Raw genomic sequence first — 25,166 nt, forward strand, 5'->3', positions numbered from 1 at the left:
GGCCCGTTCCCCGTCGTTCGCTTACGTCTTCCTCAGTGGAGGTGGGGCAGATCGGTTTCCAGCATCCAGCACTCGTTGTCGTTGTCATAGCGCCACATCTCCTCCTCGACCATGCTGCGTTCAGTGAGTTCCTCCGGGCGCAGGTAGCGGATTTCGACCGTTTGGAACAGCAGGGCGGAGGGTTCTTCGGCGTGCCTGTAGCGCACATGGTAACCCGTGACCTTGTAGCCCTTCAGGCGGTCGAGCCGCTGTTCGGGACGGGGCCGCCTGACCTGGTAACTCGCGGCTTTCTCCCACAGTCCCCAGCGAATTGCCGATTCGTATCCCGTCAGGGTTTCGTCCTGCCGCATCAGGCCGATGTCGTGGCTGCAGCCGGTGAGCAACGCCATCGCGAGCGCAAGGATGGGGAAATTCTTGGGCATGGGGGCGCTTGACGTATGATTTGGGGGAATTCGAAATTATATAATGGTTCGGTAGGTTTGCTGGGATGATGGGATTCGTGCCAGCGTCGGGCGTCCTGTTCCCCCAGGGGGAACGATCCATGGAGAAATCATATGAGCCAGTCGTTAGAACAGAAAGACAGTGGATTGTCGAGCAAGGCCATGCGCGTTCTCGCTGTCGTGATGGCGGCGCTCGCGGTCATCTATTTCCTCCCGGCATTCATGTCGAGAACCACGGAAATCAATGGGGTGTCCAAGGCGGCCGCCTACAAGTCGGCGATGAAGGTCAAGCGCTATCTGTCGACCAACGATCGCGTGATCTTCGATACGGCGTTCGGCCTCCTCGACAAGATCAAGTCGCAGGAGGGGCCGGACGCCTTCGCCAAGGCGGTGGACGGCATGACGCCGGAAGAGGTCATCGAACTGGCACGGACCGCGGTCAACGCTAGGATCGCGGCGGGTGATCCGGAGTTCAGGCAGTACGCTTCCTGGGACGACATGATTGCGAAGCTGGTGGATACCAGCCTCGGTTCCTCGCGTTCACGCCACGGCTCGGGCCAGCAGCCAGCGCCGCTGCGCCAGTCGGAGCGTCCTGGGCGACCACAGTGAGTTTCGGAGGGACTCCGTCTGCGGAAGTGGTGGCGCCCGCGCCGTCCGGCGGGCACGACCATCAGGGGTGCATAGACCGCGCCCTGAGCCGCGCCGAAAAACTCTGCGGCGAGCGCGGGGTGCGCTTCACCCCCCTGCGGCGCCAGGTGCTCGCGCTGATCTGGGAAAACCATGAGGCGGTCAAGGCTTATGACCTGCTCGAGCTGCTCAAGCCGTTCGATCCGTCCGCCAAGCCCGCAACCGTATATCGGGCGCTGGATTTCCTGCTGGAGCAGGGTTTCATCCACCGCGTCGAAAGCCTCAACGCTTTCATCGGCTGCAGCGACGTGGGACGCCGGCACGAAATCCTGCTGCTGATCTGCGACCGCTGCCACACGGTGGAAGAGCGCGCCGCCTCATCCGTCATGGCGGCGGTGGCCGCGGAGATCGCCTCGGCCGGCTTTCGCGTCCGTTACAAGGCGCTGGAAATACACGGCATTTGCACGGTTTGTGCCGCGCGAGAAGATTCCGTTTGAGTTCTTCCGAAATTCCTCACTGATAGCCGTTGCGGTCTGCCGCGTCTTCTGGCCCGTTTCCTTGGCCAGGCTTGTTTTTGTTACTTTATAACATATATAATCGTGCTCGCCGCCAGGGTAGCTCTTCGGGTTGGCTGCGAGTCTTTGCCGGAAGATACCGGATCGGCTGGCGAGAGACGGGTGACGATATAACATCGGTACGGATCCTCGAGGTTCCGGAAGCATCATGTTCAAACGATCTTCTCTCTCCTTCTATTTCATTGCGCTGGTGGCGCCGCTCCATGCCGCCGAGGTTTCCGAGCCGGCGGGCAAGCCGGTCGGTAACGAAATGAGCCCGCCGGCAGTCGATGCGGAGCCGGCTTCGGTGGAGCTTGAACCGGTCGTTGTCAGCAGTCCGCTGGAGGAAAAAGTCTCCGACATGGCGCGCCCGGTGACCGTGCTGACCGACAAGGAGTTGCGGACGAAGATCGGTACCACCATCGGCGAAACCCTCAAGCAGGAGGCCGGAGTCACCAGCGGGTCCTTCGGACCCGGCGTCGGTATCCCGGTGATCCGCGGCCAGACCGGTCCCCGCGTCCAGGTCATGACCAACAGCATAGGCACCGGCGACGTCTCGCAGATCAGCCCGGACCATGCCAACGCCGTAGAGCCGGTGCTGGCCGACCGGGTGGAGATCCTGCGCGGTCCGGCCACACTGCTGTATGGCAGCGGGGCGATCGGTGGCATTGTGAACGTTCTCGACAACCGTATTCCTTCGCTGGTGCCGGACAAGCTGATGACGGCGACCGGGGAACAGCGGTTCAACTCGGTTTCGGGCCAGACTACGACCAACCTCAAGGTCGAGGGCGGTCAGGATCTGGTGTCCTATCATCTGGACGGCTTTTACCGCGAGAGCAACAATCTGCACATCGGCGGTCCGGCGATCGCCGAGACCCAGGCGCGCCAGACTGACCTCGCGCTGCAAGGCAGTCCGATCCAGAACTCCTACGGCGTCATCCCCAACACCGAAAACCGGGCCAAGGGCGGTTCCGCTGGGTTTTCCCTGGTGGGCGAACCGGGCTTTGCCGGAGTGTCGATCAATTACTTGGGCAACAACTACGGCATTCCGCCCGACGGTTCGCCTGGCGCGGGCGACACCCGGATCAACCTCAAGGAGTCGCGCTACGATTTCAAGAGCGAGCTGAACGCCCCGGTGGATTTCGTCGAGATCGTGCGCATGCGCTTCGGCCACATCAATTACACCCACACCGAGCTGAACGACGGCGTGGCGGCCGCCCGTTTCAACAAGACGACCAACGAAGGCCGTCTGGAAGTTGCGCATCAGCCCATCGGCATCGTGAAGGGTGTCGTTGGGGTACAGATGAGTTCGGCCGATTTCGAGGCGATCGAAATCGGCTCCCCTGACGCGCTGGTGCCCAAATCGCAGCTCGGCAGCTACGGCGTGTTCGCGGTCGAATCCTTCGAGCTGGGCGCGGGGGTATACGAGCTTGGGTTGCGCGGGGAATCGGATTCCATCGATCCCCAGGGTGGCCCCAACCGCAGTTATGCGCCGATCAGCGCCTCCGCCTCCGGGCAATGGAAGCTCGACGACGAACACGCCGTCAGCTTCGCCGTGACCCGCTCGCAACGGGCGCCCCAGGTGCAGGAGCTGTTCACCGACGGCGTGCACGATGCCACGCACAGCTATGAGCTGGGTGATCCCAATCTCACCGAGGAAACCTCTTACAACTTCGACTGGGGCTACCGCTACAGGGGGCGGGGAATCAGCGCCGAGCTCAACGTGTTCCAGAACTTCGTGAACGATTACATCTACCAGCAGATCACGGATGAGGTGTTCAACGAAGACTCCGAGCAGTTCGAGAAAGCCTGCACCAGTCCGGGCGCCTGTTTCCCGGTGGTGCAGACCACCCAGGCCGGTGCCTACTTCCTGGGCTACGAAGGCAACGTCAAATTTTCGCTGATGGAAAACCGCTACGGGGTGCTGGACCTGACCCTGTTCAGTGATTTCACCCGCGGCCAGTTCGTCAACGGCGGCAACGTGCCGCGCATGCCGCCGCTGCGCTACGGCCTCCAGCTCGACTATGCCTACGACGAGCACTGGAGCGGCAATCTGCGGCTGACTCGCGGCGAGAAGCAGATTTATGCCGGCCAGAACGATGCCATGACCAACGGCTACGTGCTGCTCAACCTGGGCGTGCAGTACGAGGTCAAGGCGTTCAAGGACGCCGATGTGCTGGTCTTCGCCCAGGGCAACAACCTGCTCAACGACAACATCCGCAACTCCACCTCCTACTTGCGCTATTTCGCGCCGGAGGCGGGGCGCGGGGCGGAACTGGGAATTCGGATTACCTATTAGCCCAGAACAACGATCGCATGCCTACCTGTCCAGACGATATGGCCACCGCGGCCTCCCTGTTTGAAACGCCCGCCACTCGGACCGCTGTCATCTCCGAAGACTTCGCCGACCTGGCCCGCATCTATGAGCCTGACGTCTACCTCTGCCTCGTACGGCGGCCGCCCGTGCCGGCGATCGAGCGCTTCGTCGGCGAACTGCTGAACGAAGGGAAGCAAATCGAGTTGTCGCAAGCTTTGCCCTTCGAGCATTTCGATTTTTCTTCGCTGCTGCCCGAATATCGTGGGCTGGAAGGCCATGACGCGTGGTGGCGCGACATCGCCCGCCTCACCGCCGCGTTTTGCGATCTGTTCGAAACCGGTTCGGTCGGGCTGCGTCTGAGAACGCTGAACCAGGCCATGTGCCCGCGCTTCCACGTCGATTTCGTACCCTGCCGGCTGGTGTGCACCTACGGCGGGCGGGGGACCGAGTGGCTGGCGGACGGCGAGGTGGATCGAACCAAGCTGGGTCTTGCCGGCTCGAAAGGCTTATCGGACGAGGAATCCGGCTTGATCTTGGGCGGTGTCCGCGCCATGCCGGCCCATGCCGTCGCCCTGATGAAAGGCGCCACCTGGGGAGGGCTAGACTATCCCGGCGCCGTGCATCGATCGCCCAAGCCGACTCCGGAGCAGCCGCGCCGCTTGCTGTTGACCCTGGACCTGCTGTTATAGGAGGAGGATGAGAGCATGCTGACGAAACTGGCCGGCGCGTCCGTCTACGATCCGGTACAAGGTTGGGCGGGCGAAGTCCGCGATCTATACATCCGGGATGGCCGCATCGCCGTCGACCCGGGGCCCGATGCCACAGTCGATGAGTTGCACGACCTTTCGGGCCATATCCTCATGGACGGAGCGATCGACATCCACAGCCATATTGCCGGCGGCAATGTGAACACGGCGAGGGTACTTCTGCCGGAGCAGCATCGGAACTCGATGGCGCGGTGGCTGAACCCTCCGGAGCTCACGCCGTCCATGGGATTCGTCCCTTTGGGGCTTGCTTTGCGGTCCCAGTTGGCTCCCGCCGGATTTGTCAGTACGGCCAAATGGTCGAGCGCCGACATCGGCCACCGTTACGCCCGGATGGGGTATACCACCGTGGTCGAGCCGGCGGTGCTGCCGGCCAACGCCCTGGACGCCCATCTGCAGATGGCCGACATTCCCATCGTCGACACGGCGGGCCTGGCCATCCTGGGCAGCGACGATTTTCTGCTGGGACTGCTGCGCGACCAGGCCAGCCAGGCGCAGGTCAACGACTACGTGGCATGGACGCTGTGCGCCACCCGCTGCCTGGGACTCAAGGTGATCAATGCCGGCGGGGCCGCAGCCTTCAAATGGAACGTACGCCAGTTCGATCTAGACGATGTAGTGCCGTATTACGGTGTCAGCTCCCGCCGGATCCTGCAAACGCTGCAGCGGGCCGTGTGCGAGCTGGGCATCCCGCATCCCGTGCACGTCCACTGCAACAATCTGGGTGCCGGGCAATGTGGAAACCGCCGTCGCCACCATGGAGGCCGCACAGGGTCTGCCCATGCATCTGGCGCACTTCCAGTTCTACGGTTACGGGCAGGAAGGCGCCAAGGGCTTTTCCTCGGGCGCGGCGCGTCTGATGGAAGCTTTCCACCGCCACCCCAACATCACCATGGATGTGGGTCAGGTGCTGTTCGAGCAGATGGTCACCGTTTCCGGCGACGTGATCGCGCAGTACAGCCGCCGCGGCGACGCCAGCCCCAGCAAATGGGTGGTGTGGGAGGCCGAGTGCGACGGCGCCGGCGGGGTGGTGCCTTACCGGTACCGGGAGCGGAGTTTCGTCAACACCCTGCAGTGGGCCGTCGGTCTCGAGATTTTCCTGCTGGCGGAAGACCCCTGGCGGCTGTTTTTCACCACCGATCATCCTAACGGCGCGCCTTTCACCGCCTATCCGGAACTGATCCGCTTGCTGATGGACGCCGACTACCGTGCATCGGTAATGGCCCGGCTCGATCAGGAAGCGCTGGCCTTGACGCTTTTGCCCCACCTGCGCCGGGAGTTTTCCCTCCACGACATTGCGGTCATGACACGGGCAGCCGCGGCGCGTCTTTTGGGTTTGGAAGACCGCGGCCACCTGTGTCCCGGCGCCATCGCCGATGTCGCCGTCTACCGGCCGCAGGCGGATAAGCGGGCGATGTTCACCGACGCGGCATGGGTATGGAAAGGTGGAAGACTCGTGGTTCGCGAGGGCGCCGTGGTCGATCGCCCAGCGGGTTCGGCGCTGACCATTGAGCCTTGCTACGACAGGCGCATCGAGCGCGACGTCAAAGCCTATTTAGATCGCTTCTACAGCCTGTCGCTGGACCATTTCACCGTGGGCGGCGTCGCTTTCGAACGCGAAGATGCCGAGCGTTTCCGCTCGATTCGGGCGGCATGAGGATCAGACAATGCTTGAGTGCGACGTCGAATTAGCCGACGGTAGCCCTATCAGTGCGGAGGAGTTATTGGCGATGCCGGAGGGCGATTACATGAACGCGAGTCAGACCGCCTTCTTCCGTCACTACTTGGGAGCCCTTCGAGCCGAATTATTGGAGCGCGCTTTGTCGGCACGGACCGTATTGGAAGCAGGGGATGGTCTTTCCGATCCCAACGACCGGGCGACGTTGGAAGAAGAACATCTCATTGAGCGGCGCCGGCTGGATCGGGAACGCAAGTATCTGAAGAAGATCGATGCCGCCCTGGCGCGCATCGGCGAGGGAACCTATGGCTATTGCGAAGAAACGGGCGAACCGATCGGTTTGCGGCGTCTGCTTGCCCGGCCTACTACTACGCTATGCCTGGAAGCCCAGATCCGCCACGAGCGCGCCGAACGGCAGGGCAATCCGTCATGACCTTCAGGGTTCCACAGACCTACAGCGCGTGGCGCCACTGCATCGAGGTGGAATGCGGCATTCCTTTGACGGTGGCTTTCCTCCATGCACGGCTTGCCGCCTTGAGGGACGGAGATGCCGAGGAAGCGGGGCGGTTTCGGCGTCTTTACGGCGACGCCCATTGGCTGCGCGTGTTGGGTTGGTTCGAGCACGCGGCGCAGGAGACTCAACCGTGATCGACTTGGCCGAAACCTTGCCGGAAGGCGGCCGCCTGCCATGGCGGGCCGTCATGGATAGCTTACCTTTCGACGACCGCGGCCTGATTCCCGCCATCGCCCAGCAATACGACACCGGTCAGGTGCTCATGCTCGCGTGGATGAACCGCGCGGCGCTCGTCGAGACGCTGGCCACGGGGCGTGTCTGCTACTGGTCGCGTTCGCGCCAGGCGCTTTGGCGCAAGGATGAGACTTCGGGGTACCGGCAGTGGCTGAAGGAGCTGCGCCTGGATTGTGACGGCGACACGGTGCTGCTTCTGGTCGATCAACAGGGTCCGTCCTGTCACACCGGACGTTCGAGTTGTTTTTACAACCGCGTCGACGGCGAAGACTTGGTCGTCGATTCGAGGAGTCTGTCTCGTGAGTGAAACCATTCCAGTAACGATTCTCACCGGTTTTTTGGGTGCAGGTAAAACCACGCTCTTGAACCGTATCCTCGGCGAAGCGCATGGTCAGCGTATCGCCGTGATCGAAAACGAGTTCGGTGAGATCGGGGTGGATAACGAGTTGCTGCAGCAGGGCGACGAGCAGATCGTCGAGATGAACAACGGCTGCATTTGCTGCACGGTGCGTGGCGACCTGGTGCGCATCCTGGGCGATCTGGCGGAGCGCCGCCGCCGGGGCGCGGTGAATTTCTGCCGGGTCCTCATCGAAACCACGGGGCTGGCCGATCCGGCGCCGGTGGCGCAGACGTTTTTCGTCGACGAAGGCGTTGCCCGGGATTACCGCCTGGACGCCATCATCACGGTGGTGGACGCCAAACATGCTCCGCGGCAGCTCGATGAGTGCCACGAGGCGCAGGAGCAGGTCGGTTTTGCCGACCGCATTCTGTTGTCCAAGACCGACCTGGTCAGCGAGGAATCGGTGAACGCTTTGATGGCGCGCCTGCGTGCTATGAATCCGCGCGCTCCCCTGCTGCGCGTCCACTTCGGTCAGGTGGACCTGCGCGAAGTCCTCGACATCCGGGGGTTTGATTTAAGGGAAATCCTTGCTCTGGAACCGGACTTTCTGGAGGACGTCAGCCACGAACATGATGACGCCGTCGGTTCGTTCGTGTACCGCTCCGGCAAACCTTTCGACTTCGCGCGTCTGTTTTACTTCATGGAAATCATGGTCGGCCGATTCGGTCAGGAGTTGTTGCGCTACAAAGGTATCCTCAACGTAGCCGGATGCGACCGCCGCATCGTTTTTCAGGGCGTACACATGATGTTCGGCGACACGGCGGGGCTGCCTTGGGGCGAGGGGGAGGCGCGCGAGTCCCAATTGGTATTCATTGGGCGCAACCTGCCGCGCGATCAGATTCTGGCCGCTTTGGCCTCCTGTCACGTCGATGGCTGATTCCGACTCGCGACTGCCGGTACTCGTCCTCACCGGCTTTCTCGGCAGCGGAAAGACCACCTTGCTGAATCGTTTGCTCCGCGAGGGGCCGAGGACAGCGGTGCTGATCAACGAATTCGGCAGCGCGCCGGTCGACCAGGAGCTGCTCGGACGGCAGGATCTGCCGCTGATGGTATTGTCCGGTGGCTGCCTGTGTTGTCAGATAAAAGGCGCTTTGGCCCCGAACCTGAAAAATCTATGGATGGCATGGAGTCGCGGAGCGACACCCCCGTTCGAGCGGCTCATCATCGAAGCCAGTGGTGTCGCCAGCCCGGAACCTGTCCTGGACACCCTGCTGCGGGATCGCTGGCTGTCTTCCCGTTACCGCTTGCAAAGCGTCGTAACCACACTGGCCGTGCCCTCTGCCGTGGAGCATCTGGATCGGTTTCTCGAAGCCCGCGCTCAGGTGGCCTGGGCGGATACATTGGTGCTCACCCATGGCGATTTGGCCGGTTCGGAGGACAGTGTGCGCTTGGACCTCCGGTTGCAAGAACTCGCTCCGGCTACGCTACGGTTGGCCGTGGTGCGAGGTGCTGTCGATCCAGAGGCCGTTCTAACCGCGGTTACGACCGATAACCGCCGGCTGCCTCAAGGGCAGGATTCGCCCGATCACGGGTTCCGCAGCGTTTCCCTCTATCTGAGCACGCCGATGCCCTGGCCGCAGCTGCAAACGGTACTGGAAGGATTGTTGAGCCGGCACCGTTCCCGCCTGGTGCGGGTCAAGGGCGTGGTTCGCCTGTCCGACCAGACCGAGCCCGTCATCGTACAAGCCGTGGCGGACCGGTTGTATCCGCCGGTGTGCTTGCCAGCCCGCACAGCCGACGATCGTCTGGGACGCCTGGTTTTTATCGCCGCCGGCCCCGTTCACGAACTCGCCGACGAGTTGATGGCGACCATCGGTGGCATCGCGGTTCCGGACGCGATCCGGCTGCATTGACCAACGTTCCTATCGCAACTCATGAACGCCTACAACGATACCCCCTTCCTCGCCTCGACCGCCGCTTCAGGCAAGCGCGGCCTTTATATCCTTCGCGTGCAGGTCCAGTTCTCGTCCGCACACTCGCTCCGCGATTATCTCGGCGATTGCCGCCGGATGCACGGACATAACTGGAAGCTGGAGGTGGAGGTGTCCGCAAGTGTCCTGGATGCGCTGGGCATCGCCCTGGATTTCAAGACGATCAAGGCGGAAACCCGGGCACTCGCCGATAGCCTCGATCACCGCTATCTCAATGAGATCGAGCCGTTCGACAGGATCAATCCGACCGCGGAAAATCTGGCCGGCTGGTTTTACCGCCGGCTTTCCTCAAAGCTGGATCGGGAGTTCGCCAAGGTGAGTGCGGTGACCGTCTGGGAGACGGATACGTCGTCGGTCCGCTACACCGAGGACGAAGCATGAAGGACGCTGGTTTGGCTATCGACGACGTGCAGGGCTGAGCGGACCTGCGCCGCATAGACATCGACAGGGTCGGGATCAAGGGCATTCTTCATCCGGTTAGGGTCAGGGATCGAAGTCTAGGCGAACAGCACACCATCGCCCGCTTCGACATGGCGGTGAGTCTGCTCCACCACTTCAAGGGGACCCATATGTCGCGCTTTGTGGAGATCATCAACGGCCACGATCGGGAGATCGACGTCGCCTCGTTCGAGGCGATGCTGGTTGAAATAGTGGAGCGCCTGGAAGCCGAGGCCGGCTACATCGAGATGCATTTTCCCTATTTCCTGGAGAAACGGGCGCCGGTAACCGGCGCGAAAAGCCTCATGGATTACCAAGTGGCATTGATTGGCGAGATCGCGGGAACGAAGGCGGCGAGCCGCATCAAAGTGATCGTGCCGGTCACCAGCCTGTGTCCCTGCTCAAAGGCGATTTCCGAGCGCGGCGCCCACAACCAGCGGTCTCACGTTGCCGTCACCGTGCGCACCCGAGGTTTTGTCTGGATTGAAGAGTTGATCGAATGGGTGGAGGCCGAGGCCTCTTCGCCGATTTACGGCCTCCTCAAGCGTGCCGACGAAAAGTACGTCACCGAATATGCCTACGACCATCCCCGCTTCGTCGAGGATCTGGTACGCGGTGTGGCCGCCCGTTTGGATGCCGAACCGCGTATCGCGGCATACGCGGTCGAGGCGGAAAATTTCGAATCCATTCACAACCATTCGGTCTACGCGCTGATCGAGCGTGACAAGGGGATGGCGGCCGCTTGATGCCCTCCATCCGCCGCTGACGGCCTTGAATTCACTGGTACGGGAACCGACGCGATCGAATAGAATGGCGGGCTAAAATTCGCCAGGACCTTTCTATGAACCGATTGCTTGCCTTGCTCGCCCAGGATCGCCCCCTGATCATGGGTATCCTCAATGTCACCCCCGACAGTTTTTCCGACGGCGGCCTGTACGACGACGTCGAGCAGGCCGTCCGCCGCGGCGTGTTCATGGCGGGCGAGGGCGCCGACGTGATCGACGTGGGCGGGGAGTCAACCCGGCCGGGGGCGGAGCCGGTCGAGGCCGCGGTCCAGATCGCGCGTGTGGTTCCGGTCATTGAGCGCCTGCGGGTGCTGCTGCCCGAACGGGTGGCGATCAGCATCGATACCACCCAAGCGGAAGTGGCGCGCTCGGCCCTGGCCGCCGGTGCGGACCTGATCAATGACGTTTCGGCCGGTCGGGACGATCCAGCCATGTTGTCGCTCGCGGCGGCGGATGGAGTGCCGATCGTGCTGATGCACATGCAGGGTAGCCCTAAGACCATGCAGGAGCGGCCGCATTACGAAGACGTAGTCGCCGAAGTGCTGGCGTTCCTGCTGGAGCAGGCGGAGGCAGCCGGGCGCGCCGGCGTCCCGCGCGAATCCATCCTCCTCGATCCCGGCATCGGCTTCGGCAAGCGCCGGGACGACAATCTGAAGCTGATGGCCCACCTGGACCGCTTCGTTGCCACGGGCTATCCGGTACTGCTGGGCACCAGCCGGAAGCGCTTCATGGGGGCGGTCTGCGGCGAAACCGAGCCGGCGGCGCTGGTGCCGGCGACGGTGGCGACGACTGCGCTGGGCGTGTCAGCCGGGGTGCGGCTGTTTCGGGTTCACGACGTGAAGGAGAACCGGCAGGCGGCGGATGTCGCGGATGCGATCCGCCGCGCGCGTTAGGGCTTCAGGCCGCCTGCACCGGGATGGCGTGGCTGGTCCGGGTGATCTGGTTGTTTTCGTTGACGTAGACGAGGTTAGGCCGGTAACTGGCCAGTTCGGCCTGGTTCAAGCCGACGTAGGCGCAGATGATGAGGACATCGCCCACGGCGGCTAGACGGGCGGCTGCGCCATTGACCGAGATGGTGCCGGAGCCATCGGCGGCGCGGATGGCATAGGTGGTGAAGCGTTGCCCATTGTTGACATTGTAGATCTGGATTTGCTCGTATTCGCGAATGCCGGCACAGTCGAGCAGCGCGCCGTCGATGGCGCAGGAGCCTTCGTATTCGAGCTCCGAATGGGTCACACGCGCTCGGTGCAACTTGGCTTTCAACATCGTGGTTTGCATTGAGCGTACCTGTCAGGTCTGATCAGGGCCAGGGATTATGCCGGATGGGCCGGAGTGTAGCAATCCGGCGACTGTGGAGAATCTGAAACAACCCGTTTCATCAATGGGTTGAGTTCAGGGAAATTAGGACGTTGTCGATCAGTCTTGCCTTGCCCAGATGCGCCGCCGCCAGGATCACGAGCGCGTTGTCTTCTGCCGAAGGTACAGCAAGGTCCTGCTGTCGCCGGATGCTGACATAATCGACCGAAAAGCCGCCGGCTTCGAGTGCCGCGCTGGCTTCCTGCTCAATGCGGGAATAGTCCCGTTCTCCCGCGCGCACGGCCTCGGCGGCCTGATTGAGGGTGCGGAAGATGAGGGCGGCACGCTCCTTTTGCTCCGGGCTGAGATAAGTGTTGCGGGAGCTCATGGCCAGGCCACTGGGCTCGCGTACCGTCGGAACGCCCACGATCGTCACGGCCATGTCGAGGTCGCGCACCATTTTGCGGATGAGGGTCAGTTGCTGAAAGTCTTTTTCGCCGAACAGGGCGAGGTCAGGCCGGACACGGTTCAACAGTTTGCAGACCACGGTGGCGACGCCGCGGAAATGACCGGGCCGGAATGCTCCGCAGAGCCGTTCCGACAGGCCGGGCACTTCGACGACGGTGGTCGGCTGGCCGTCATCAGGGTAGACGTCGGCGACATCGGGCAGGTACAGCAGGTCGGCCTGCTGGGCGCGCAGCCGTTCGATGTCCTGTTCGGGCGTGCGGGGATAGGCGGCCAGATCTTCGCTGGGTCCGAACTGGGTCGGATTGACGAAGATGCTGACCACTACCCGGCGGGCTTTGATCTTCGCTGTGTCGACTAGATGCAGATGGCCTGCGTGCAGGTTGCCCATCGTGGGCACGAACGCGATGCTCTCACCTGCCGCCCGCCAGGGCGCCATGGCGGCTTCCAGCTCCGTTTTGGTGAAGACGATTTTCATGGGCCGTCGCGGCCGAAACTGTGCTCGTCGCCCGGAAAGGTGCCGGCCTTGACCTCGCGCACATAGGCCGAGACGGCCTCCCGAACCCCTGCATTGCCGGCGAGGAAGTCTTTGCAGAAACGCAGGCGTCGTGCGCTCATGCCCAGCATGTCCTGCCAGACCAAGACCTGGCCGTCGCAGTGCCGGCCGGCGCCGATGCCAATGGTGGGAATCTCGACTGCGGCGGTGATTTCCTGCGCCAGTTCCCAGGGGATGCACTCGAGCACCAGGAGCATTGCGCCGGCTTCGGCCAGCAGGCAGGCATCTTCGATCATCCGGGTCGCCGATTCAGCGTCCCGGCCCTGCAGTGCATAGCGGCCCAGCCGGTGGATGGCTTGTGGCTGCAGGCCCAGATGGCCGCATACCGGGACATTCTGTTCCGCCAGGAACCGGACCACGCCGAGCCGTTCCCGCCCGCCTTCCAGCTTGACCATCTGCGCGCCGCCTTCGCGGATCAGCCGGGCGGCGCTGCGGACCGCCTGTTCCGGGGTGCAATAGCTCAGAAAGGGGAGATCGGCCAGTACCAGTGCACGGCGTGCTGCGCGCTGCACGCACGCGGTGTGGTACACCATGTGGTCGAGCGTGACACTCGAGGTGGTGGGCTGCCCCTGGATGACGTTGCCGAGCGAATCGCCCACCAGGATGAGCTCGACACCGGCTTCGTCCTGCAAGGCGGCGGAGGATGCGTCATAGGCAGTGAGGCTGGCGATTTTTTCGCCGCGCTGCTTCATGGCGAGCAGGTCGGGTAGAGTCACCGGATCAGTCATGGGCGATAACCGAAAGGCCCCGGCGGGGGCAGCTCCTGACCAGTTCTCTCAAGGGGCCCCGGTCGGGAATGTGGAGGTCGGGCGCGATTTCCGCCAGCGGATACAGGACGAATTCCCGTTTGGTGATGCCGGGATGCGGTAGCGTCAGGGTCTCCGTGTCGAGTGCGAGATCATCGTAGAGCAGCAGGTCGAGGTCGAGCGTCCGGGGCCCCCAGCGTTCACCGCTGCGGACGCGGCCGTGGATCTGCTCGATCCGCTGCAGCGCGTGGAGCAGATCCTGCGGCGCCAGCGAAGTGGCAACGGCCATGACAGCATTGACGTAATCCGGCTGGTCGCTCGGCCCCATCGGCGCACTGCGGTAAAGGCTGGAAAAGGCGAGCTCCCGCACGCCGGGGACGGTGCCGATGGCCCGCCGGGCCGCCCGCACGGTTTCGGCTGCGTCGCCGAGGTTGGCGCCGAGGCCGATATAAGCCTTGCTTTCGCCGCTCATTCCCGAAAAGAATCAAGCCGCCGCCACCGGGGCGCGTCGGCGCCGTTTCCGGGGCCTGGATTTTCCGCCTGATCTGCGGCCGGTGCGTGTCATGGCCTTCTGCTCGACCTCGTCGGCGGATTGGAATCGGGTCCACCATTCCGCCAGCTCGGGTTCGGCTTCGCCGGTCTCCGCCCGTAGAACGAGGAAATCGTAAGCGGCATGGAAACGCGGATGGCTCAGGAGGCGGAACGGGCGGCCCCCTTGCGTCTTGTCGAAACGGGACTGGAGTAGCCAGATTTCCCGCATCGGGATTCCGATCGTCTTGGGGAAAGCCGTGTGACGGGTCTGGCGGGAGATGACTTCCGAGGCGGCCTCCTGATAGGCCACGATGGGGTTTTCGCCCGCGGCGATCCGGGCTTCGGCCCGGCTGCGCACAGGCTCCCACAGCAAGGCGGAGAAAAGGAAATAGGGCGCGACCGCTTTGTCTTCCTGCACCCGCTGGTCAGTACGTTCCAGGGCCTTGGCCAGGAATGTCAAGGGAAACCCGCCATTTTCGCGGGCCAGGCAGCTTTCGGTTTCCGGAAACAGCGCGCCAAACAGCCGGAAATGGCGAAGCTGCTCGAAGGTCTGCACCGCATATCCGGCTAGGAACAATTTGACGATTTCGTCGTAGAGCCGGGCCGCCGGAATGTCGCGTAGCAGATCCGCCAGACGGTGAATCGGTTCGGCGCAGCTCGGATGCAGGGTAAAGCCCAGCTTCACCGCGAAGCGGATCGCCCGCAGCATCCGCACCGGATCTTCCCGGTAACGCTGTTCGGGATCGCCGATGAGCCGCAGCGATGCGTTGCGGTGGTCATCCATCCCCCCCACGTAATCGATCACCGTGAAGTCGCTGATGTTGTAATACAGCGCGTTGACCGTGAAATCGCGCCGGAAGGCGTCTTCCTCGATGGTGCCGTAGACGTTGTCGCGTAGAATGCGTCCGCCTTCGGTAACATGCTCGTCGTGCGGGTCACGGGTCAGGGCGCGGAAGGTGGCGACTTCGATGATCTCCTCGCCGAAGTGCACATGGGCGAGGCGGAAGCGGCGCCCGATCAGCCGGCAGTTGCGGAAGACGGCCTTGATTTCCTCGGGGTGGGCATCAGTAACCACGTCGAAATCTTTCGGCTCTCGCCCCAGCAATAGGTCACGCACGCAGCCGCCGACGAGGTAGGCCTGATAGCCCGCTTTACGCAGGCGATAGAGCACCTTCAGCGCATTGTCGCTGATCAGCGTGCGCGAGATCGAATGTTCGGAGCGGGAATAAATCCGCGGACCGGTGGTAACGGGATCCGGTGCTGCCGCGGTGGCGGGGTGCAACGCACCGATCAACCGTTTGATGAAGGCGACGATTTCCAGAGGATTTGTTGGTTGTTTGGTTATAGGAAGTTGCATATGAATCATAACCCAGGTGAAAGACCGGCTCAATCGAGCGTCCCTTGCGGTTTTTGCGCCACTCGACGAAATCCGAAAGCCCATGTCTAAAGACGAAATTTACAGGCAATCGCTGTCGTTTCTCGACGATTTCGGGTTCGGAGAGGGCGTCGCCACCGTGTTCGACGATATGTTGGAACGCTCGGTGCCCTTCTATGCCGAGTTGCAGCGCATGATTGCCGAGATGGCCGGCGATTTCGCCGTGCCGGACACTCGTATCTACGATTTCGGCTGCTCCACTGGCACCACCTTGATCGGCCTGGACCAGGCCATTGGGCCACGCGGGATTACCCTCGTGGGGGTCGATAACTCCCGAGAGATGCTGGCGCAATGCCGCGCCAAGATGGCCGGACACGCCTTCGCCAATGCCGTCGAGCTGATCCATGCTGATCTGAACCAGGGGATCGTCATGGAGAACGCATCGCTTGCCTTGATGATACTGACTCTGCAGTTCGTCCGCCCGCTCTACCGCGACCGGTTGGTCAAGGCGATACACGGCGGGCTGGAGGAAAACGGCGCGCTGGTCCTTGTGGAGAAAGTGCTGGGCGAGAGCTCTCTCTTCAATCGCTCCTTCATCAAGTACTACTACGAATTCAAGAAACGCAATGGCTATACCGAACTGGAGATTGCCCAGAAGCGGGAAGCCCTGGAAAACGTCCTGGTACCGTACAAGCTGGCGGAGAACCTCGAGATGCTCAAGTTGGCCGGCTTCCGCTACGTCGACGTGTTCTTCAAGTGGTACAACTTCGTCGGCATCGTGTCCGTCAAGTGAGGGCATCTGGAGATGTATGCAGTTATGTAGTATTATTCCTTTTTCTCAAGACGGTTGAGCTGTGTCCGGAAGCCTCCGGGACTGCCAACATTGCAATTTGTCCCCATCGTCTAGAGGCCCAGGACACCGCCCTCTCACGGCGGCGACGGGGGTTCGAATCCCCCTGGGGACGCCATGAAAATCAAACAGTTGCCATTCAAGGAAACAACCGTATGGAAAAAATGCGAAAACATCGCCCACGGTTGGAGTGGTTCACTGTGAATGAGTTCGCAATTTTTTGGCCGGTATTCCCCCCCGGCTTCAAATTTGAAGTGCAACGCCTGATTGGAAGAATACCTGAGCAGGTGTCGGGTATCCCAGACTCTCCCTGGGGCGGTTGTTCAGTCTCCCCATAATACGAGTACCAATCGATGATCGCCACCAAATCCACGAAGCCACGCGCCAGCCGGATGTAGGTGATGTCCGTGCTCCACACCTGGTTGGGGGGTGACTTCGATGCCCCGCGGCAGGTAGGGATAGACCCGGTGTTCCGGGTGCTTGACGCTCGTCGCTGGCCCCGGCGCCATGCCGGCCAGTCCCATCAGGCGCATCAGCCGCTGCACTCGCTTGCGATTCACAACATGCCCCTGACGCCCCAGATACACGACCATCCGCCGGCGGCCGTAAAACGGCCGCCGCGTGTACTCCTCGTCGATCAGCCGGCACAGCAGCAGGTCTTCCTCCGACTCCATCGCCGTCTCTTGCCGGCCGTGGTAGGTCGCGCGGGCCACCCCCGCCAACGCGCACTGCCGTACCAGCGCCAGACCGCCTTCCCGCTCGATCCAGCCCATTCTCGTGTCGGCGCTCATGGTCCGGACTTTTTTTGAGCCCGTCCAGTTCCCTCTTCAGCCGCCCAATCTCCTCGTACCGTCGATCTTCCTCTGCGTGCGCCGGCGGCTTGGGGCCGCGCTGGCCTTCGAATAGCGTCGCCGCGTGCTCCAGAATCCCCTTCTTCCACTGCCTGACCTCCCACCGGATGCACCTCGTACCGCTGCCCAATCTCGTTGATCGTCTTCATGCCCCGCGCCGCTTCCAGTCCAACCTTCGCCTTGAATTCCGCGCTATGCACCTTGCGCTTCTTGCCTTCCGTCATGCCATCGTCCTCCCGCGACGACAGCTTAAACCGGTGTCTCAAAATCAGGGACCACTATACCTGAAGCGGCTGCGCTGTCGCCGTCGCTTCGGGCTGCGCCCTGCATGACGTCGACAGCGCAAACAGGATCAACCACTTACCTGATCACCAATTTGCACAACTAGACGCACACAACTCATTTCCGCCAGAAACTTCTCCCACCGGCTTTGGCGTTTTTTGCTGGCGTATTCGAGTTCGGCAAAACCGGTTGGGGTCGGTGTGTTCTTCGGCTGTTCCAGGCTGCGATAAGGTAGGTGTCACGTCCCGGACGATCATAAATACGCCGATGAAAGAGATTGGGATGAGTTGTATACCCGGCTTTCATGCCTTGGATCGGAGTCTGGCTGCCGAGCGCGGATTGGGGCAGGTGGTAGTGGAGAGGGTGACATCACGGTGCAGGGTCTGCTGCAAATTGAGGGCCGAATCGAAGGGATGGGTCTTGAGGATATCGGCGATGCGGCCATTGAAACGCTCGACCATCCCCTGGGTTTGCCCGCCCCGTCCTTGGGGCTCGCCCGGCGGGCCCGCCGAAGGCGGTCCCCCTTTGCTCCCGGCAAAGGGGTGGGGGCTCCGGGGCGGCGTCAGGCGGTGTTCCATCCCCAAGGCGTGGCCCAGTTGATCGAATTCGTGCTGGCCGGCAGGAGCCCGGACGCGGTTGCCAAACGGACGGTCGGTGCATGGCTCATCCCCTCCCAGGGGTTCGTCCCTTCGGGACCCGCGCGGCGGTCCAAAGTCGCTGCCGGCGACTTTATCCTTGCCGTTGTCGGTAAGCCGTTTGGAAATTTTGATCGGACAGGCCTTGTGCAGGGCCTTGAGGAACGCCGGCGCGGAGGCGGCGGTCTTGTTCGGCTTGACCGCGATGAACAGCCAGCGGGTGGCGCGGTCGATCGCGACGAACAAGTCACGGCGCGAGGTTCCGTCCTGCCTCCGCGGCAGGTAAGTCAACTTCGTTGCTCTGCGAGTCAACTTCGTTGCTCTGCGAGTCAACTTCGTTGCTCTGCGAGTCAACTTCGTTGCTCTGCGAGTGACGTCCCTGTGGAGAAAGCCCGGCGCATAGGCCTTGAAGGGTTTGGACGGCGCCTTTTCTACGGGCGGCAGCAGGTTACGGCGACAGCCGACCCCGTGACGGCGCAGACGGCGGTCCCGCCCGGAGCGGGACACCGCCGGGGGCAGACTCGAAGAGCAGCGAAGCTGAAACTCGCGGGTCACGGCGAGCCGGTCATCCAGGGGCAACGAGAGGGTTTTGCGCAGATACACCACAAGGGTTTCTTGCGCCGGGGTCAGCGTGGTTTGCAGGCGCTGCGCCGTGGGCGACCGGTCGTTGAACGCCGTGCGCGATTTCCACTGGCGGACGGTGGCCTCCGTCACGGTGTACCGGCGCGCCAACACCCGGATGGGATCCTGACTTGGGGTTATCTCGGCTCGCGCTGCCGGGGTCGTGCGGGCTGGTTTATGCAGAGCGATCTGCATGGGACGGACTCTCTTACGTCGATATCACATGATGGCGCGAAATGCGCCGTCAACAGCGCTCGCGCATAGAATAACGGATAACGCCTTTCGTCTTATAGGATCGTCCGGGATGCGACACCTAGGGGCAGGGCGGTGGTTCACGGCCCACGAGCCGGCGGCTCCGCGTCTTCCAGGGCTGCCAGTTCGGCGTCGGAAAACGCCCGCGACCGCGTCAGAAAACGCAGGCCTTCCGGCCCTTCCAGCGAAAACATGCCGCCCCGGCCCGGCACGACGTCGATCAGGAGCTGCGTGTGCTTCCAGTAGTCGAACTGGGCCGCGGACATATAGAACGGACATCCTCCGATGTCTCCCAGCCGCACGTCCGAGTTGCCCACCAGGAGTTCCCCGATGGGATAGCACATGGGGGAGCTGCCGTCGCAGCACCCGCCGGACTGGTGGAACATCAGCGGACCGTGCCTTGCGATCAGCCGTCCGATCAAGGCTAGGGCGGCGGGGCTTGCCACCACCCGCGCCGGCGCGTCAGGGGCTTTCAGAACAGGCCCACCGCCTTCGGGCTGTAGCTGACCAGCAGGTTCTTGGTCTGCTGGTAATGAGAGAGCATCATCTTGTGGTTCTCGCGGCCGATGCCGGACTGCTTGTAACCGCCAAATGCGGCGTGTGCGGGATAGAGATGGTAGCAGTTGACCCAGACGCGTCCGGCATGAATGCCCCGTCCCATCCGGTAGGCCCGGTTGAGATCGCGGGTCCAGATGCCGGCGCCTAGCCCGTACAGCGTGTCGTTGGCGATCGTCAGCGCCTCTTCTTCATCCTTGAAGGTCGTCACCGACAGCACCGGTCCGAAGATTTCTTCCTGAAATATGCGCATACGGTTGTGGCCCCGGAATACCGTGGGTTTCACATAACAGCCGCCGCGCAGATCGCCGTCCAGCAGGTTGCGTTCGCCGCCGATCAGGCATTCGGCGCCTTCCTGCTTTCCGATCTCGAAGTAGGAGAGGATCTTCTCGACCTGCTCTTCGGACGCCTGGGCGCCGACCATCGTCTCCGGGTCGAGCGGGCTGCCCTGTTTCATGGCCGCGATCCGTTTCAAGGCGTGTTCCATGAAGCGGTCGTAGATGGATTCGTGGATCAGGGCGCGGGAGGGGCAGGTGCAGACTTCGCCCTGATTGAGGGCGAACATCGCGAGCCCTTCCACCGCTTTGTCGAAGAAGTCGTCCTCCTGCGCGCAGACATCGGCAAAGAATATATTCGGCGATTTACCGCCGAGTTCGAGCGTCACCGGGATGATGTTCTGCGAGGCGTACTGCATGATCAGCCGGCCGGTGGTCGTCTCGCCGGTGAAGGCGATCTTGGCGATGCGGCGCGAGCAAGCCAGCGGCTTTCCCGCCTCCAGCCCGAAGCCGTTGACGACGTTCAGTACGCCGGGCGGCAACAGGTCGCCGATCAGTTCCAGCAGCACCATGATCCCCAGTGGAGTCTGTTCGGCCGGTTTCAGCACCACGCAGTTGCCTGCCGCCAGGGCAGGAGCGAGTTTCCAAGCCGCCATCAGGATCGGAAAATTCCAGGGAATGATCTGTCCCACCACGCCGAGCGGTTCGTGGAAGTGATAGGCGACGGTGTCGGCATCGAGTTCGCCAATCGAGCCCTCCTGGGCGCGGATGCATCCGGCGAAGTAGCGGAAATGATCGATCGCCAGCGGGATATCCGCGGCCCGGGTCTCGCGGATCGGCTTTCCGTTGTCCCAGGTTTCCGCCAGTGCTAGGGTTTCCAGGTGGGCTTCCATGCGGTCGGCGATCCGGTTGAGGGTGTTGGCCCGGATGGTCGCGGAGGTTCGGCCCCAGGCGGCGGCAGCGGCATGGGCGGCATCCAGGGCCAGTTCGATGTCTTCCGCGGTGGAGCGGGCGACCTTGCCGAGCGGTTTGCCGGTGACCGGCGTCAGGTTCTCGAAGTATTCTCCCCGGACGGGGGGGACCCAGCGGCCGCCGATGAAATTGTCGTAACAGGGTTTGAACGGTGATTCTGTCATCATGATGTAGATTTCCTGCTCTCTGCGTTATCCATTATCCATGCTTAGAAATAGGATACGGGCAAGCGGTCAGTCAAGTGCGGCTCGGACCGGTAACGAATCGAGCACTTTCCGCCCGCGCTGGTTTCACGGCCAGGATGAATGTCGGCTCATGCATTGCGACCTGCGGGTTCGTCACCTCCCGCGTCGGACGGAATGACCGTGGGAAAATGTCGATAGCCCCGTACCTCGCCGGGCCGCATTCGGGCTCCCTCAGCGGAGTTGCTCCGTGAGCAGGCCAATGATCATTTCCATATCCAGTTCGGTTTCGACGGCGTCGGCAACCCGGTCAATTCCGCGTTCGCGTTCCCGACCGACTTCGAACATCCGGGGCTGCGGCAGGCCGGCCCAATGGAGGAGGGCGGTGAGGGCTTCGGGTTCGTCGAACAGGCCATGCACATAGGTGCCCAAGATCTGTCCGTCGTCCGACACTGCTCCGTCTGGGCCCCGCTCCAGCCGACAGGCGGGCCGCTCCAGGGCCGGCCCCCGACTGACGCCGGCATGGATCTCATAACCCTTGACCTTTGCGCGATCGAGAAACAGCGTTCCGGAGACGTTGCACAACTGCTTTTCCCGTTCGAGCGTCGTTTCGAAATCCAGGAGTTCCAGGCCGGGGCTGGAGCCGGGTGGGCCTTCGAGTCCCAAGGGATCGTGGATCGCCCGGCCGAGCATCTGGAACCCGCCGCAAAGGCCAAGCAGTTTCCCGCCATAGCGCAGATGCCGCCGGATGGCTCCCTCCCACCCCTCTCCGCGCAGCCAGGCGAGATCTCCCCGGACGTTCTTGCTTCCGGGCAGGATGAGGAGATCGGTGGGCGGCGGCAGTGTGCCCGTACCGACGAAGTGGAAATCCACCTGTGGATGCATGCGCAAGGCGTCGAAATCCGTGTGATTGCTGACGCGGGGCAGCTGTGGGGCGATGACCCGCAATTGGGCGTCCTTGCGGTGCGCCGCGGGCGATGACTGCACCAAGGCATCTTCTGCATCGAGATAGAGTCCATCCAGATGGGGCAGTACCCCCAACACTGGCTTGCCGGTGCGCCGTTCCAGCCACTCAATGCCCGGCCGCAACAGGCCGATATCCCCGCGAAAGCGGTTGATGACGAAGCCTCGGATGCGTTCGCGTTCGCTGTCCGAAAGGAGTTCGAGCGTACCGACGAGGTGGGCGAACACGCCACCGCGATCGATGTCGGCGATGAGAAGCACCGGGCAGTCCACGGCCTCGGCGAACCCCATGTTGGCGATGTCTCCCATCCGCAGATTGATCTCTGCCGGGCTGCCCGCACCTTCGACGATGACCGCCTGAAATTGGCGGGTGAGCCGGGCGTGGGAATCCAGCACTGCGGACAGCGCCCTGGGCTTGAATTCCTGGTAGCGGCGGGCGTCCATATTGCCTACGGCCCGGCCGTGAATTATCACCTGCGAGCCACAATCGGCATACGGTTTGAGCAGGACCGGATTCATGTCCGTATGGGGTGGCAGTCCGCAGGCTTGCGCCTGAACCGCCTGGGCTCGCCCGATTTCCCCTCCTTGCGGCGTAACGGCGCTGTTGAGGGCCATATTCTGTGGTTTGAAAGGCGCGACGCGGAAACCGCGGCGATACAAGGCCCGGCACAAGCCGGTCACCAGCGTGCTCTTGCCGGCATCGGACGTCGTGCCCTGAATCATCAGCGTTGCACCCCGGGGGAGACAGTGGGACATGTCAGTGGCTGAAAGGGGTGGCGCCGTCCTCGACATCCTGGGCGATGGCATACGCAGAGGTTGGGGGATCGGGCAGGTCGACCTTCCATCCTCGCCTGGCCAGCTGTCGTTTCGCTGCAACGATCGCTTCCTGGCCCCCCGGCGGGAACAACAGCCCCATGACCGTGCCGCTGTGTGCCACTTGGACGCCCAGTGCGCCGTGATGTCTGCCGACGGCTTCGAGCTCATCGAGGCGGGGTTTGGGGACGAACCGCTGGTTGAGGTGTGCGCTGGCCGTCGCCACGGATCCCACCAGGCCGGCATCGCTCCGTGCAATGCCGTCCCGCAATTTCTCGAGCAGTGCCTCGCATCGGGCCATTTCCCGCCGATCGTAATGGCGTGGGGTACCACTGAGCGTATCGATTCCATTACCGTTGGCGGGGTCCTGGACGCTCAGCAGTTCCATGGGAGGCAGTGGGTTGTCGAATCGTTCCACGACGACCCCCTCGCGCTGCGCGAAAACCAGGGCGGTGCCGTCGAACATCAGCGGATCCGACGCCGTTTCGGCTGCGACGGCCAGGCGCGCGATCCGTTCAGGCGCCAAGCTCTGTCCGCAGGCATCGGCGACTGCCCGGATCGTCGCCGTGACGTCGGCACTGGAGGAGCCGAGCCCCTGACCGGCAGGGATGTTACCGTTCAGGAACAGCAGGCCGCCGACACCGGAAAATCCAAGGCAGGACAATGTCAGCAATGCCGCCCGTGCCGCTTTGGGACGGACAGCGGGAATCGTTTGCAACCGGTTTCCAGCGGCCGGGAAAAAGCGGACGGTAACCCGGTAGCGCCGGCAAGGCAGCGTGACCAGGACCGACCTCGGAATGCCGGGCGCCGAAGAAGGGATCGCGCCTTGCAGAATTTCTCCGTGGTGTCCGTAGGAATCCCCCCGGCCCATGGGAAGCATGTAGGGCATTTGTCGAAAGCGTTCGCTATGGCGAGGTGAAGTGAAAGGCTGTTCCAAACCGAAAGGACGAATTTTCGCCATTCGTTCGGCTCTTGCATAGCAGGGTTTGGCGTCATCCGCCGGCAGCCCGATCGTTACGGATTTTGACGGGATGGGACAAATCTCTTAGAGTGTGAAGACTGCTTTCGGGTGCTCGGCCGGCATTCGCCGCGTCCGGGTTAAACGGGAAGCCGGTGCGGCGGAGGGGGGAATCCTTCGGCAAGGCCGGCGCTGCCCCCGCAACGGTAAGCGAGTCAAATCCCATCACGACGCCACTGCGAGGGTTGGCCTTGCGGGAAGGCGATGGGCCGACACTGCCCGTGTCGCTTGCAAGCCCGGAGACCGGCCTGTGGCAGGGGTGCTGAACCGCGGCGGGCGGGTGCGGCCCAGTGGCATTGCGCTTCAGGCGCTGCCGACGGTGCGCGTTCACGTCCAGCGGTCCATGTCCGAATCGGTTTTTTGACGGAAAGTCTCCATGAACGCACAAACATCGCCTCATTCCTTGCCGGTCCATGTCGGGGCCCGCGCCGCCGCGATCGCCGCCTTGGCGCTCGGTGGTTTGCTGGTGCTCGTCGTCGGTTTTTCGCCCCTCCCCGCCGTGCACGATGCGACGCACGACACCCGGCATTCCGCTGGTTTTCCCTGCCACTGACCGGAATGTTCCGCGCCTTGACGTTTTCAGCCGTGCTGGCAGGGATATCAGCGGCCTTCCTGCTGACTCTGGCGCAAGCCTTCTGGGTGACTCCGCTGATTCTCCAGGCGGAGAGTTACGAGGAGGCGGCCGTCTCCGGGGCGCCGGCGGAAAACCCTGTGGTGGGGCTGGACGCCTGGCGACTGGAAACCGGCTGGCCGCGTCTGCTCGCGACGGCGGCGGGGAATGGCCTCCTGGGCATCGGCTATGGCCTGATGTTGACGGGGTTGTATGCGTGGCGCCGGCCTAAGGGCATGGCGCAAGGCTTGGCCTGGGGGCTAGGCGGTTTTGTGGCGTTCTTCGCCGCCCCCGGCTCGGGACTGCCGCCGGAATTGCCAGGCGATTATGCCGCCGAACTCGGCGCTCGACAGGCCTGGTGGCTGGCTACTGCCCTTTGTACAGCAGCGGGGCTGGGGTTGGTTTGTCTCCAGGAGCATCGTCCACTGCGAATACTGGGTGGCCTGCTGCTGGTCTTGCCTCATCTGGTCGGCGCGCCTCATCCGCCGCTGAGCGGGGGACTGGCGCCGGAGACGCTTCGTACCCAGTTCAGGCTGGCCACGCTGTTGAGCAATGCCCTGTTCTGGGGGGTGCTGGGGGGAGTCGCCGCCGCGGCTTTCCGGCGCTTCTGTCCCGCGGACTGACCGTCGATATTCC

General features: G+C 62.8%; 26 protein-coding genes, 1 tRNA gene, 3 pseudogenes and 1 riboswitch. Of the genes and pseudogenes, 18 read left to right on the forward strand and 12 right to left on the reverse strand.

Annotated features, from left to right (window positions below; all coding sequences use genetic code 11):
- Nucleotides 1-32 precede the first annotated feature (32 nt).
- Nucleotides 33-422, reverse strand: a complete 390-nt coding sequence (locus N4J17_RS08400; protein ID WP_198323916.1) for a hypothetical protein — start codon at nucleotides 420-422, stop codon at nucleotides 33-35.
- Between the two features lie 132 nt (nucleotides 423-554).
- On the opposite strand from N4J17_RS08400, the gene N4J17_RS08405 reads away from it, so the two are divergent.
- From N4J17_RS08405 to folP, 14 genes and pseudogenes are all read left to right on the forward strand, one after another.
- Nucleotides 555-1,049, forward strand: a complete 495-nt coding sequence (locus tag N4J17_RS08405; protein ID WP_198323915.1) for a hypothetical protein — start codon at nucleotides 555-557, stop codon at nucleotides 1,047-1,049.
- Between the two features lie 29 nt (nucleotides 1,050-1,078).
- A complete protein-coding gene (locus N4J17_RS08410) occupies nucleotides 1,079-1,564 on the forward strand; it encodes a transcriptional repressor (protein ID WP_277458511.1) in 486 nt (161 codons plus the stop codon).
- 226 nt (nucleotides 1,565-1,790) lie between these two features.
- Nucleotides 1,791-3,920: a TonB-dependent receptor gene (locus N4J17_RS08415; protein WP_198323914.1), complete on the forward strand. Its 2,130-nt coding sequence runs from the start codon at nucleotides 1,791-1,793 to the stop codon at nucleotides 3,918-3,920.
- A 17-nt stretch (nucleotides 3,921-3,937) separates the two neighbouring features.
- A complete protein-coding gene (locus tag N4J17_RS08420) occupies nucleotides 3,938-4,627 on the forward strand; it encodes a DUF1826 domain-containing protein (RefSeq protein ID WP_232470689.1) in 690 nt (229 codons plus the stop codon).
- Between the two features lie 171 nt (nucleotides 4,628-4,798).
- A pseudogene (locus N4J17_RS08425) lies at nucleotides 4,799-5,341 on the forward strand (amidohydrolase family protein); the annotation flags it as partial.
- A 97-nt stretch (nucleotides 5,342-5,438) separates the two neighbouring features.
- Nucleotides 5,439-6,359 carry an amidohydrolase family protein gene (locus N4J17_RS08430; RefSeq protein ID WP_277458512.1) on the forward strand — a complete coding sequence of 307 codons (921 nt, stop codon included), beginning with the start codon at nucleotides 5,439-5,441 and terminating at the stop codon, nucleotides 6,357-6,359.
- Nucleotides 6,360-6,369: 10 nt separating this feature from the next.
- Complete coding sequence (gene dksA / locus N4J17_RS08435) at nucleotides 6,370-6,813, forward strand: RNA polymerase-binding protein DksA (protein WP_232470688.1); 444 nt, start codon at nucleotides 6,370-6,372, stop codon at nucleotides 6,811-6,813.
- Entirely contained in the window at nucleotides 6,810-7,028 is a 219-nt protein-coding gene (locus tag N4J17_RS08440; RefSeq protein WP_198323913.1) for a hypothetical protein, read from the forward strand. Before dksA ends, N4J17_RS08440 begins: the two co-directional genes overlap by 4 nt.
- Before the next feature lie 53 nt (nucleotides 7,029-7,081).
- The gene (gene hisI / locus N4J17_RS08445) at nucleotides 7,082-7,435 is read left to right on the forward strand and encodes a phosphoribosyl-AMP cyclohydrolase (protein WP_198323960.1); all 354 of its coding nucleotides are present in this window, start codon (nucleotides 7,082-7,084) and stop codon (nucleotides 7,433-7,435) included.
- The gene (locus N4J17_RS08450; RefSeq protein WP_277458513.1) at nucleotides 7,428-8,405 is read left to right on the forward strand and encodes a CobW family GTP-binding protein; all 978 of its coding nucleotides are present in this window, start codon (nucleotides 7,428-7,430) and stop codon (nucleotides 8,403-8,405) included. The genes hisI and N4J17_RS08450 overlap by 8 nt, the downstream gene beginning before the upstream one ends.
- Nucleotides 8,398-9,381: a CobW family GTP-binding protein gene (locus N4J17_RS08455; RefSeq protein WP_198323912.1), complete on the forward strand. Its 984-nt coding sequence runs from the start codon at nucleotides 8,398-8,400 to the stop codon at nucleotides 9,379-9,381. Before N4J17_RS08450 ends, N4J17_RS08455 begins: the two co-directional genes overlap by 8 nt.
- Before the next feature lie 21 nt (nucleotides 9,382-9,402).
- Nucleotides 9,403-9,840: a 6-carboxytetrahydropterin synthase QueD gene (gene queD, locus N4J17_RS08460; RefSeq protein WP_198323911.1), complete on the forward strand. Its 438-nt coding sequence runs from the start codon at nucleotides 9,403-9,405 to the stop codon at nucleotides 9,838-9,840.
- Nucleotides 9,841-9,884: 44 nt separating this feature from the next.
- Nucleotides 9,885-10,643 carry a GTP cyclohydrolase FolE2 gene (gene folE2 / locus N4J17_RS08465; RefSeq protein WP_232470692.1) on the forward strand — a complete coding sequence of 253 codons (759 nt, stop codon included), beginning with the start codon at nucleotides 9,885-9,887 and terminating at the stop codon, nucleotides 10,641-10,643.
- A gap of 95 nt (nucleotides 10,644-10,738) precedes the next feature.
- The gene (folP, locus tag N4J17_RS08470) at nucleotides 10,739-11,575 is read left to right on the forward strand and encodes a dihydropteroate synthase (protein ID WP_198323910.1); all 837 of its coding nucleotides are present in this window, start codon (nucleotides 10,739-10,741) and stop codon (nucleotides 11,573-11,575) included.
- A 4-nt stretch (nucleotides 11,576-11,579) separates the two neighbouring features.
- Here folP and panD read toward each other — a convergent pair whose 3' ends face one another.
- The 5 genes from panD to pcnB form a co-directional block, all read right to left on the reverse strand.
- Nucleotides 11,580-11,960: an aspartate 1-decarboxylase gene (panD, locus tag N4J17_RS08475; RefSeq protein ID WP_198323909.1), complete on the reverse strand. Its 381-nt coding sequence runs from the start codon at nucleotides 11,958-11,960 to the stop codon at nucleotides 11,580-11,582.
- Nucleotides 11,961-12,060: 100 nt separating this feature from the next.
- On the reverse strand, nucleotides 12,061-12,921 hold the full coding sequence (panC, locus tag N4J17_RS08480; protein WP_198323908.1) for a pantoate--beta-alanine ligase: 861 nt from the start codon (nucleotides 12,919-12,921) through the stop codon (nucleotides 12,061-12,063).
- Nucleotides 12,918-13,727, reverse strand: coding sequence for a 3-methyl-2-oxobutanoate hydroxymethyltransferase (panB, locus tag N4J17_RS08485; RefSeq protein WP_198323907.1), 810 nt, complete (start codon nucleotides 13,725-13,727; stop codon nucleotides 12,918-12,920). Before panB ends, panC begins: the two co-directional genes overlap by 4 nt.
- Entirely contained in the window at nucleotides 13,720-14,217 is a 498-nt protein-coding gene (folK, locus tag N4J17_RS08490; RefSeq protein WP_198323906.1) for a 2-amino-4-hydroxy-6-hydroxymethyldihydropteridine diphosphokinase, read from the reverse strand. Before folK ends, panB begins: the two co-directional genes overlap by 8 nt.
- A gap of 12 nt (nucleotides 14,218-14,229) precedes the next feature.
- On the reverse strand, nucleotides 14,230-15,642 hold the full coding sequence (pcnB, locus tag N4J17_RS08495) for a polynucleotide adenylyltransferase PcnB (protein ID WP_198323905.1): 1,413 nt from the start codon (nucleotides 15,640-15,642) through the stop codon (nucleotides 14,230-14,232).
- A 73-nt stretch (nucleotides 15,643-15,715) separates the two neighbouring features.
- Between pcnB and cmoA the strand changes: the two genes are divergently transcribed.
- Both cmoA and N4J17_RS08505 read left to right on the forward strand, forming a co-directional pair.
- On the forward strand, nucleotides 15,716-16,444 hold the full coding sequence (cmoA, locus tag N4J17_RS08500; protein WP_198323904.1) for a carboxy-S-adenosyl-L-methionine synthase CmoA: 729 nt from the start codon (nucleotides 15,716-15,718) through the stop codon (nucleotides 16,442-16,444).
- 99 nt (nucleotides 16,445-16,543) lie between these two features.
- Nucleotides 16,544-16,619 (forward strand) — tRNA-Glu (locus N4J17_RS08505).
- Between the two features lie 222 nt (nucleotides 16,620-16,841).
- On the opposite strand, the pseudogene N4J17_RS08510 reads toward N4J17_RS08505, so the two are convergent.
- The 6 genes and pseudogenes from N4J17_RS08510 to N4J17_RS08535 form a co-directional block, all read right to left on the reverse strand.
- Nucleotides 16,842-17,576: pseudogene (locus N4J17_RS08510) on the reverse strand (IS3 family transposase); the annotation flags it as partial.
- A gap of 603 nt (nucleotides 17,577-18,179) precedes the next feature.
- Nucleotides 18,180-19,085, reverse strand: a pseudogene (locus tag N4J17_RS08515) (hypothetical protein); the annotation flags it as partial.
- A gap of 137 nt (nucleotides 19,086-19,222) precedes the next feature.
- Entirely contained in the window at nucleotides 19,223-19,588 is a 366-nt protein-coding gene (locus tag N4J17_RS08520) for a DUF779 domain-containing protein (RefSeq protein WP_198323803.1), read from the reverse strand.
- A gap of 26 nt (nucleotides 19,589-19,614) precedes the next feature.
- Nucleotides 19,615-21,111 (reverse strand): aldehyde dehydrogenase, encoded by a 1,497-nt coding sequence (adh, locus tag N4J17_RS08525; protein ID WP_198323802.1) that lies wholly within the window; start codon nucleotides 21,109-21,111, stop codon nucleotides 19,615-19,617.
- A 249-nt stretch (nucleotides 21,112-21,360) separates the two neighbouring features.
- A complete protein-coding gene (locus N4J17_RS08530; RefSeq protein WP_232470653.1) occupies nucleotides 21,361-22,812 on the reverse strand; it encodes a cobyric acid synthase in 1,452 nt (483 codons plus the stop codon).
- Nucleotides 22,813-22,846: 34 nt separating this feature from the next.
- A complete protein-coding gene (locus tag N4J17_RS08535; RefSeq protein ID WP_277458197.1) occupies nucleotides 22,847-23,791 on the reverse strand; it encodes a hypothetical protein in 945 nt (314 codons plus the stop codon).
- 161 nt (nucleotides 23,792-23,952) lie between these two features.
- A riboswitch (cobalamin riboswitch) is annotated at nucleotides 23,953-24,186 on the forward strand.
- A 110-nt stretch (nucleotides 24,187-24,296) separates the two neighbouring features.
- Here N4J17_RS08535 and N4J17_RS08540 point away from each other — a divergent pair.
- Together N4J17_RS08540 and N4J17_RS08545 are read left to right on the forward strand one after the other, a co-directional pair.
- Nucleotides 24,297-24,473 carry a CbtB domain-containing protein gene (locus tag N4J17_RS08540; RefSeq protein WP_198323799.1) on the forward strand — a complete coding sequence of 59 codons (177 nt, stop codon included), beginning with the start codon at nucleotides 24,297-24,299 and terminating at the stop codon, nucleotides 24,471-24,473.
- Nucleotides 24,474-24,490: 17 nt separating this feature from the next.
- The gene (locus N4J17_RS08545; RefSeq protein ID WP_232470650.1) at nucleotides 24,491-25,153 is read left to right on the forward strand and encodes a CbtA family protein; all 663 of its coding nucleotides are present in this window, start codon (nucleotides 24,491-24,493) and stop codon (nucleotides 25,151-25,153) included.
- Nucleotides 25,154-25,166 lie beyond the last annotated feature (13 nt).

This window comes from Methylococcus capsulatus (assembly GCF_036864975.1).
GTDB lineage: Bacteria > Pseudomonadota > Gammaproteobacteria > Methylococcales > Methylococcaceae > Methylococcus.

What these genes read in the sequence shown, in the direction of transcription:
- N4J17_RS08400 (WP_198323916.1), bottom strand. Translation starts at nt 422, where the DNA reads ATGCCCAAGAATTTCCCCATCCTTGCGCTCGCGATGGCGTTGCTCACC.
- N4J17_RS08405 (WP_198323915.1), top strand. Translation starts at nt 555, where the DNA reads ATGAGCCAGTCGTTAGAACAGAAAGACAGTGGATTGTCGAGCAAGGCC.
- N4J17_RS08415 (WP_198323914.1), top strand. Translation starts at nt 1,791, where the DNA reads ATGTTCAAACGATCTTCTCTCTCCTTCTATTTCATTGCGCTGGTGGCG.
- N4J17_RS08420 (WP_232470689.1), top strand. Translation starts at nt 3,938, where the DNA reads ATGCCTACCTGTCCAGACGATATGGCCACCGCGGCCTCCCTGTTTGAA.
- dksA (WP_232470688.1), top strand. Translation starts at nt 6,370, where the DNA reads ATGCTTGAGTGCGACGTCGAATTAGCCGACGGTAGCCCTATCAGTGCG.
- N4J17_RS08440 (WP_198323913.1), top strand. Translation starts at nt 6,810, where the DNA reads ATGACCTTCAGGGTTCCACAGACCTACAGCGCGTGGCGCCACTGCATC.
- hisI (WP_198323960.1), top strand. Translation starts at nt 7,082, where the DNA reads ATGGATAGCTTACCTTTCGACGACCGCGGCCTGATTCCCGCCATCGCC.
- N4J17_RS08455 (WP_198323912.1), top strand. Translation starts at nt 8,398, where the DNA reads ATGGCTGATTCCGACTCGCGACTGCCGGTACTCGTCCTCACCGGCTTT.
- queD (WP_198323911.1), top strand. Translation starts at nt 9,403, where the DNA reads ATGAACGCCTACAACGATACCCCCTTCCTCGCCTCGACCGCCGCTTCA.
- folP (WP_198323910.1), top strand. Translation starts at nt 10,739, where the DNA reads ATGAACCGATTGCTTGCCTTGCTCGCCCAGGATCGCCCCCTGATCATG.
- panD (WP_198323909.1), bottom strand. Translation starts at nt 11,960, where the DNA reads ATGCAAACCACGATGTTGAAAGCCAAGTTGCACCGAGCGCGTGTGACC.
- panC (WP_198323908.1), bottom strand. Translation starts at nt 12,921, where the DNA reads ATGAAAATCGTCTTCACCAAAACGGAGCTGGAAGCCGCCATGGCGCCC.
- panB (WP_198323907.1), bottom strand. Translation starts at nt 13,727, where the DNA reads ATGACTGATCCGGTGACTCTACCCGACCTGCTCGCCATGAAGCAGCGC.
- folK (WP_198323906.1), bottom strand. Translation starts at nt 14,217, where the DNA reads ATGAGCGGCGAAAGCAAGGCTTATATCGGCCTCGGCGCCAACCTCGGC.
- pcnB (WP_198323905.1), bottom strand. Translation starts at nt 15,642, where the DNA reads ATGATTCATATGCAACTTCCTATAACCAAACAACCAACAAATCCTCTG.
- cmoA (WP_198323904.1), top strand. Translation starts at nt 15,716, where the DNA reads ATGTCTAAAGACGAAATTTACAGGCAATCGCTGTCGTTTCTCGACGAT.
- adh (WP_198323802.1), bottom strand. Translation starts at nt 21,111, where the DNA reads ATGATGACAGAATCACCGTTCAAACCCTGTTACGACAATTTCATCGGC.
- N4J17_RS08530 (WP_232470653.1), bottom strand. Translation starts at nt 22,812, where the DNA reads ATGATTCAGGGCACGACGTCCGATGCCGGCAAGAGCACGCTGGTGACC.
- N4J17_RS08535 (WP_277458197.1), bottom strand. Translation starts at nt 23,791, where the DNA reads ATGCCCTACATGCTTCCCATGGGCCGGGGGGATTCCTACGGACACCAC.
- N4J17_RS08540 (WP_198323799.1), top strand. Translation starts at nt 24,297, where the DNA reads ATGAACGCACAAACATCGCCTCATTCCTTGCCGGTCCATGTCGGGGCC.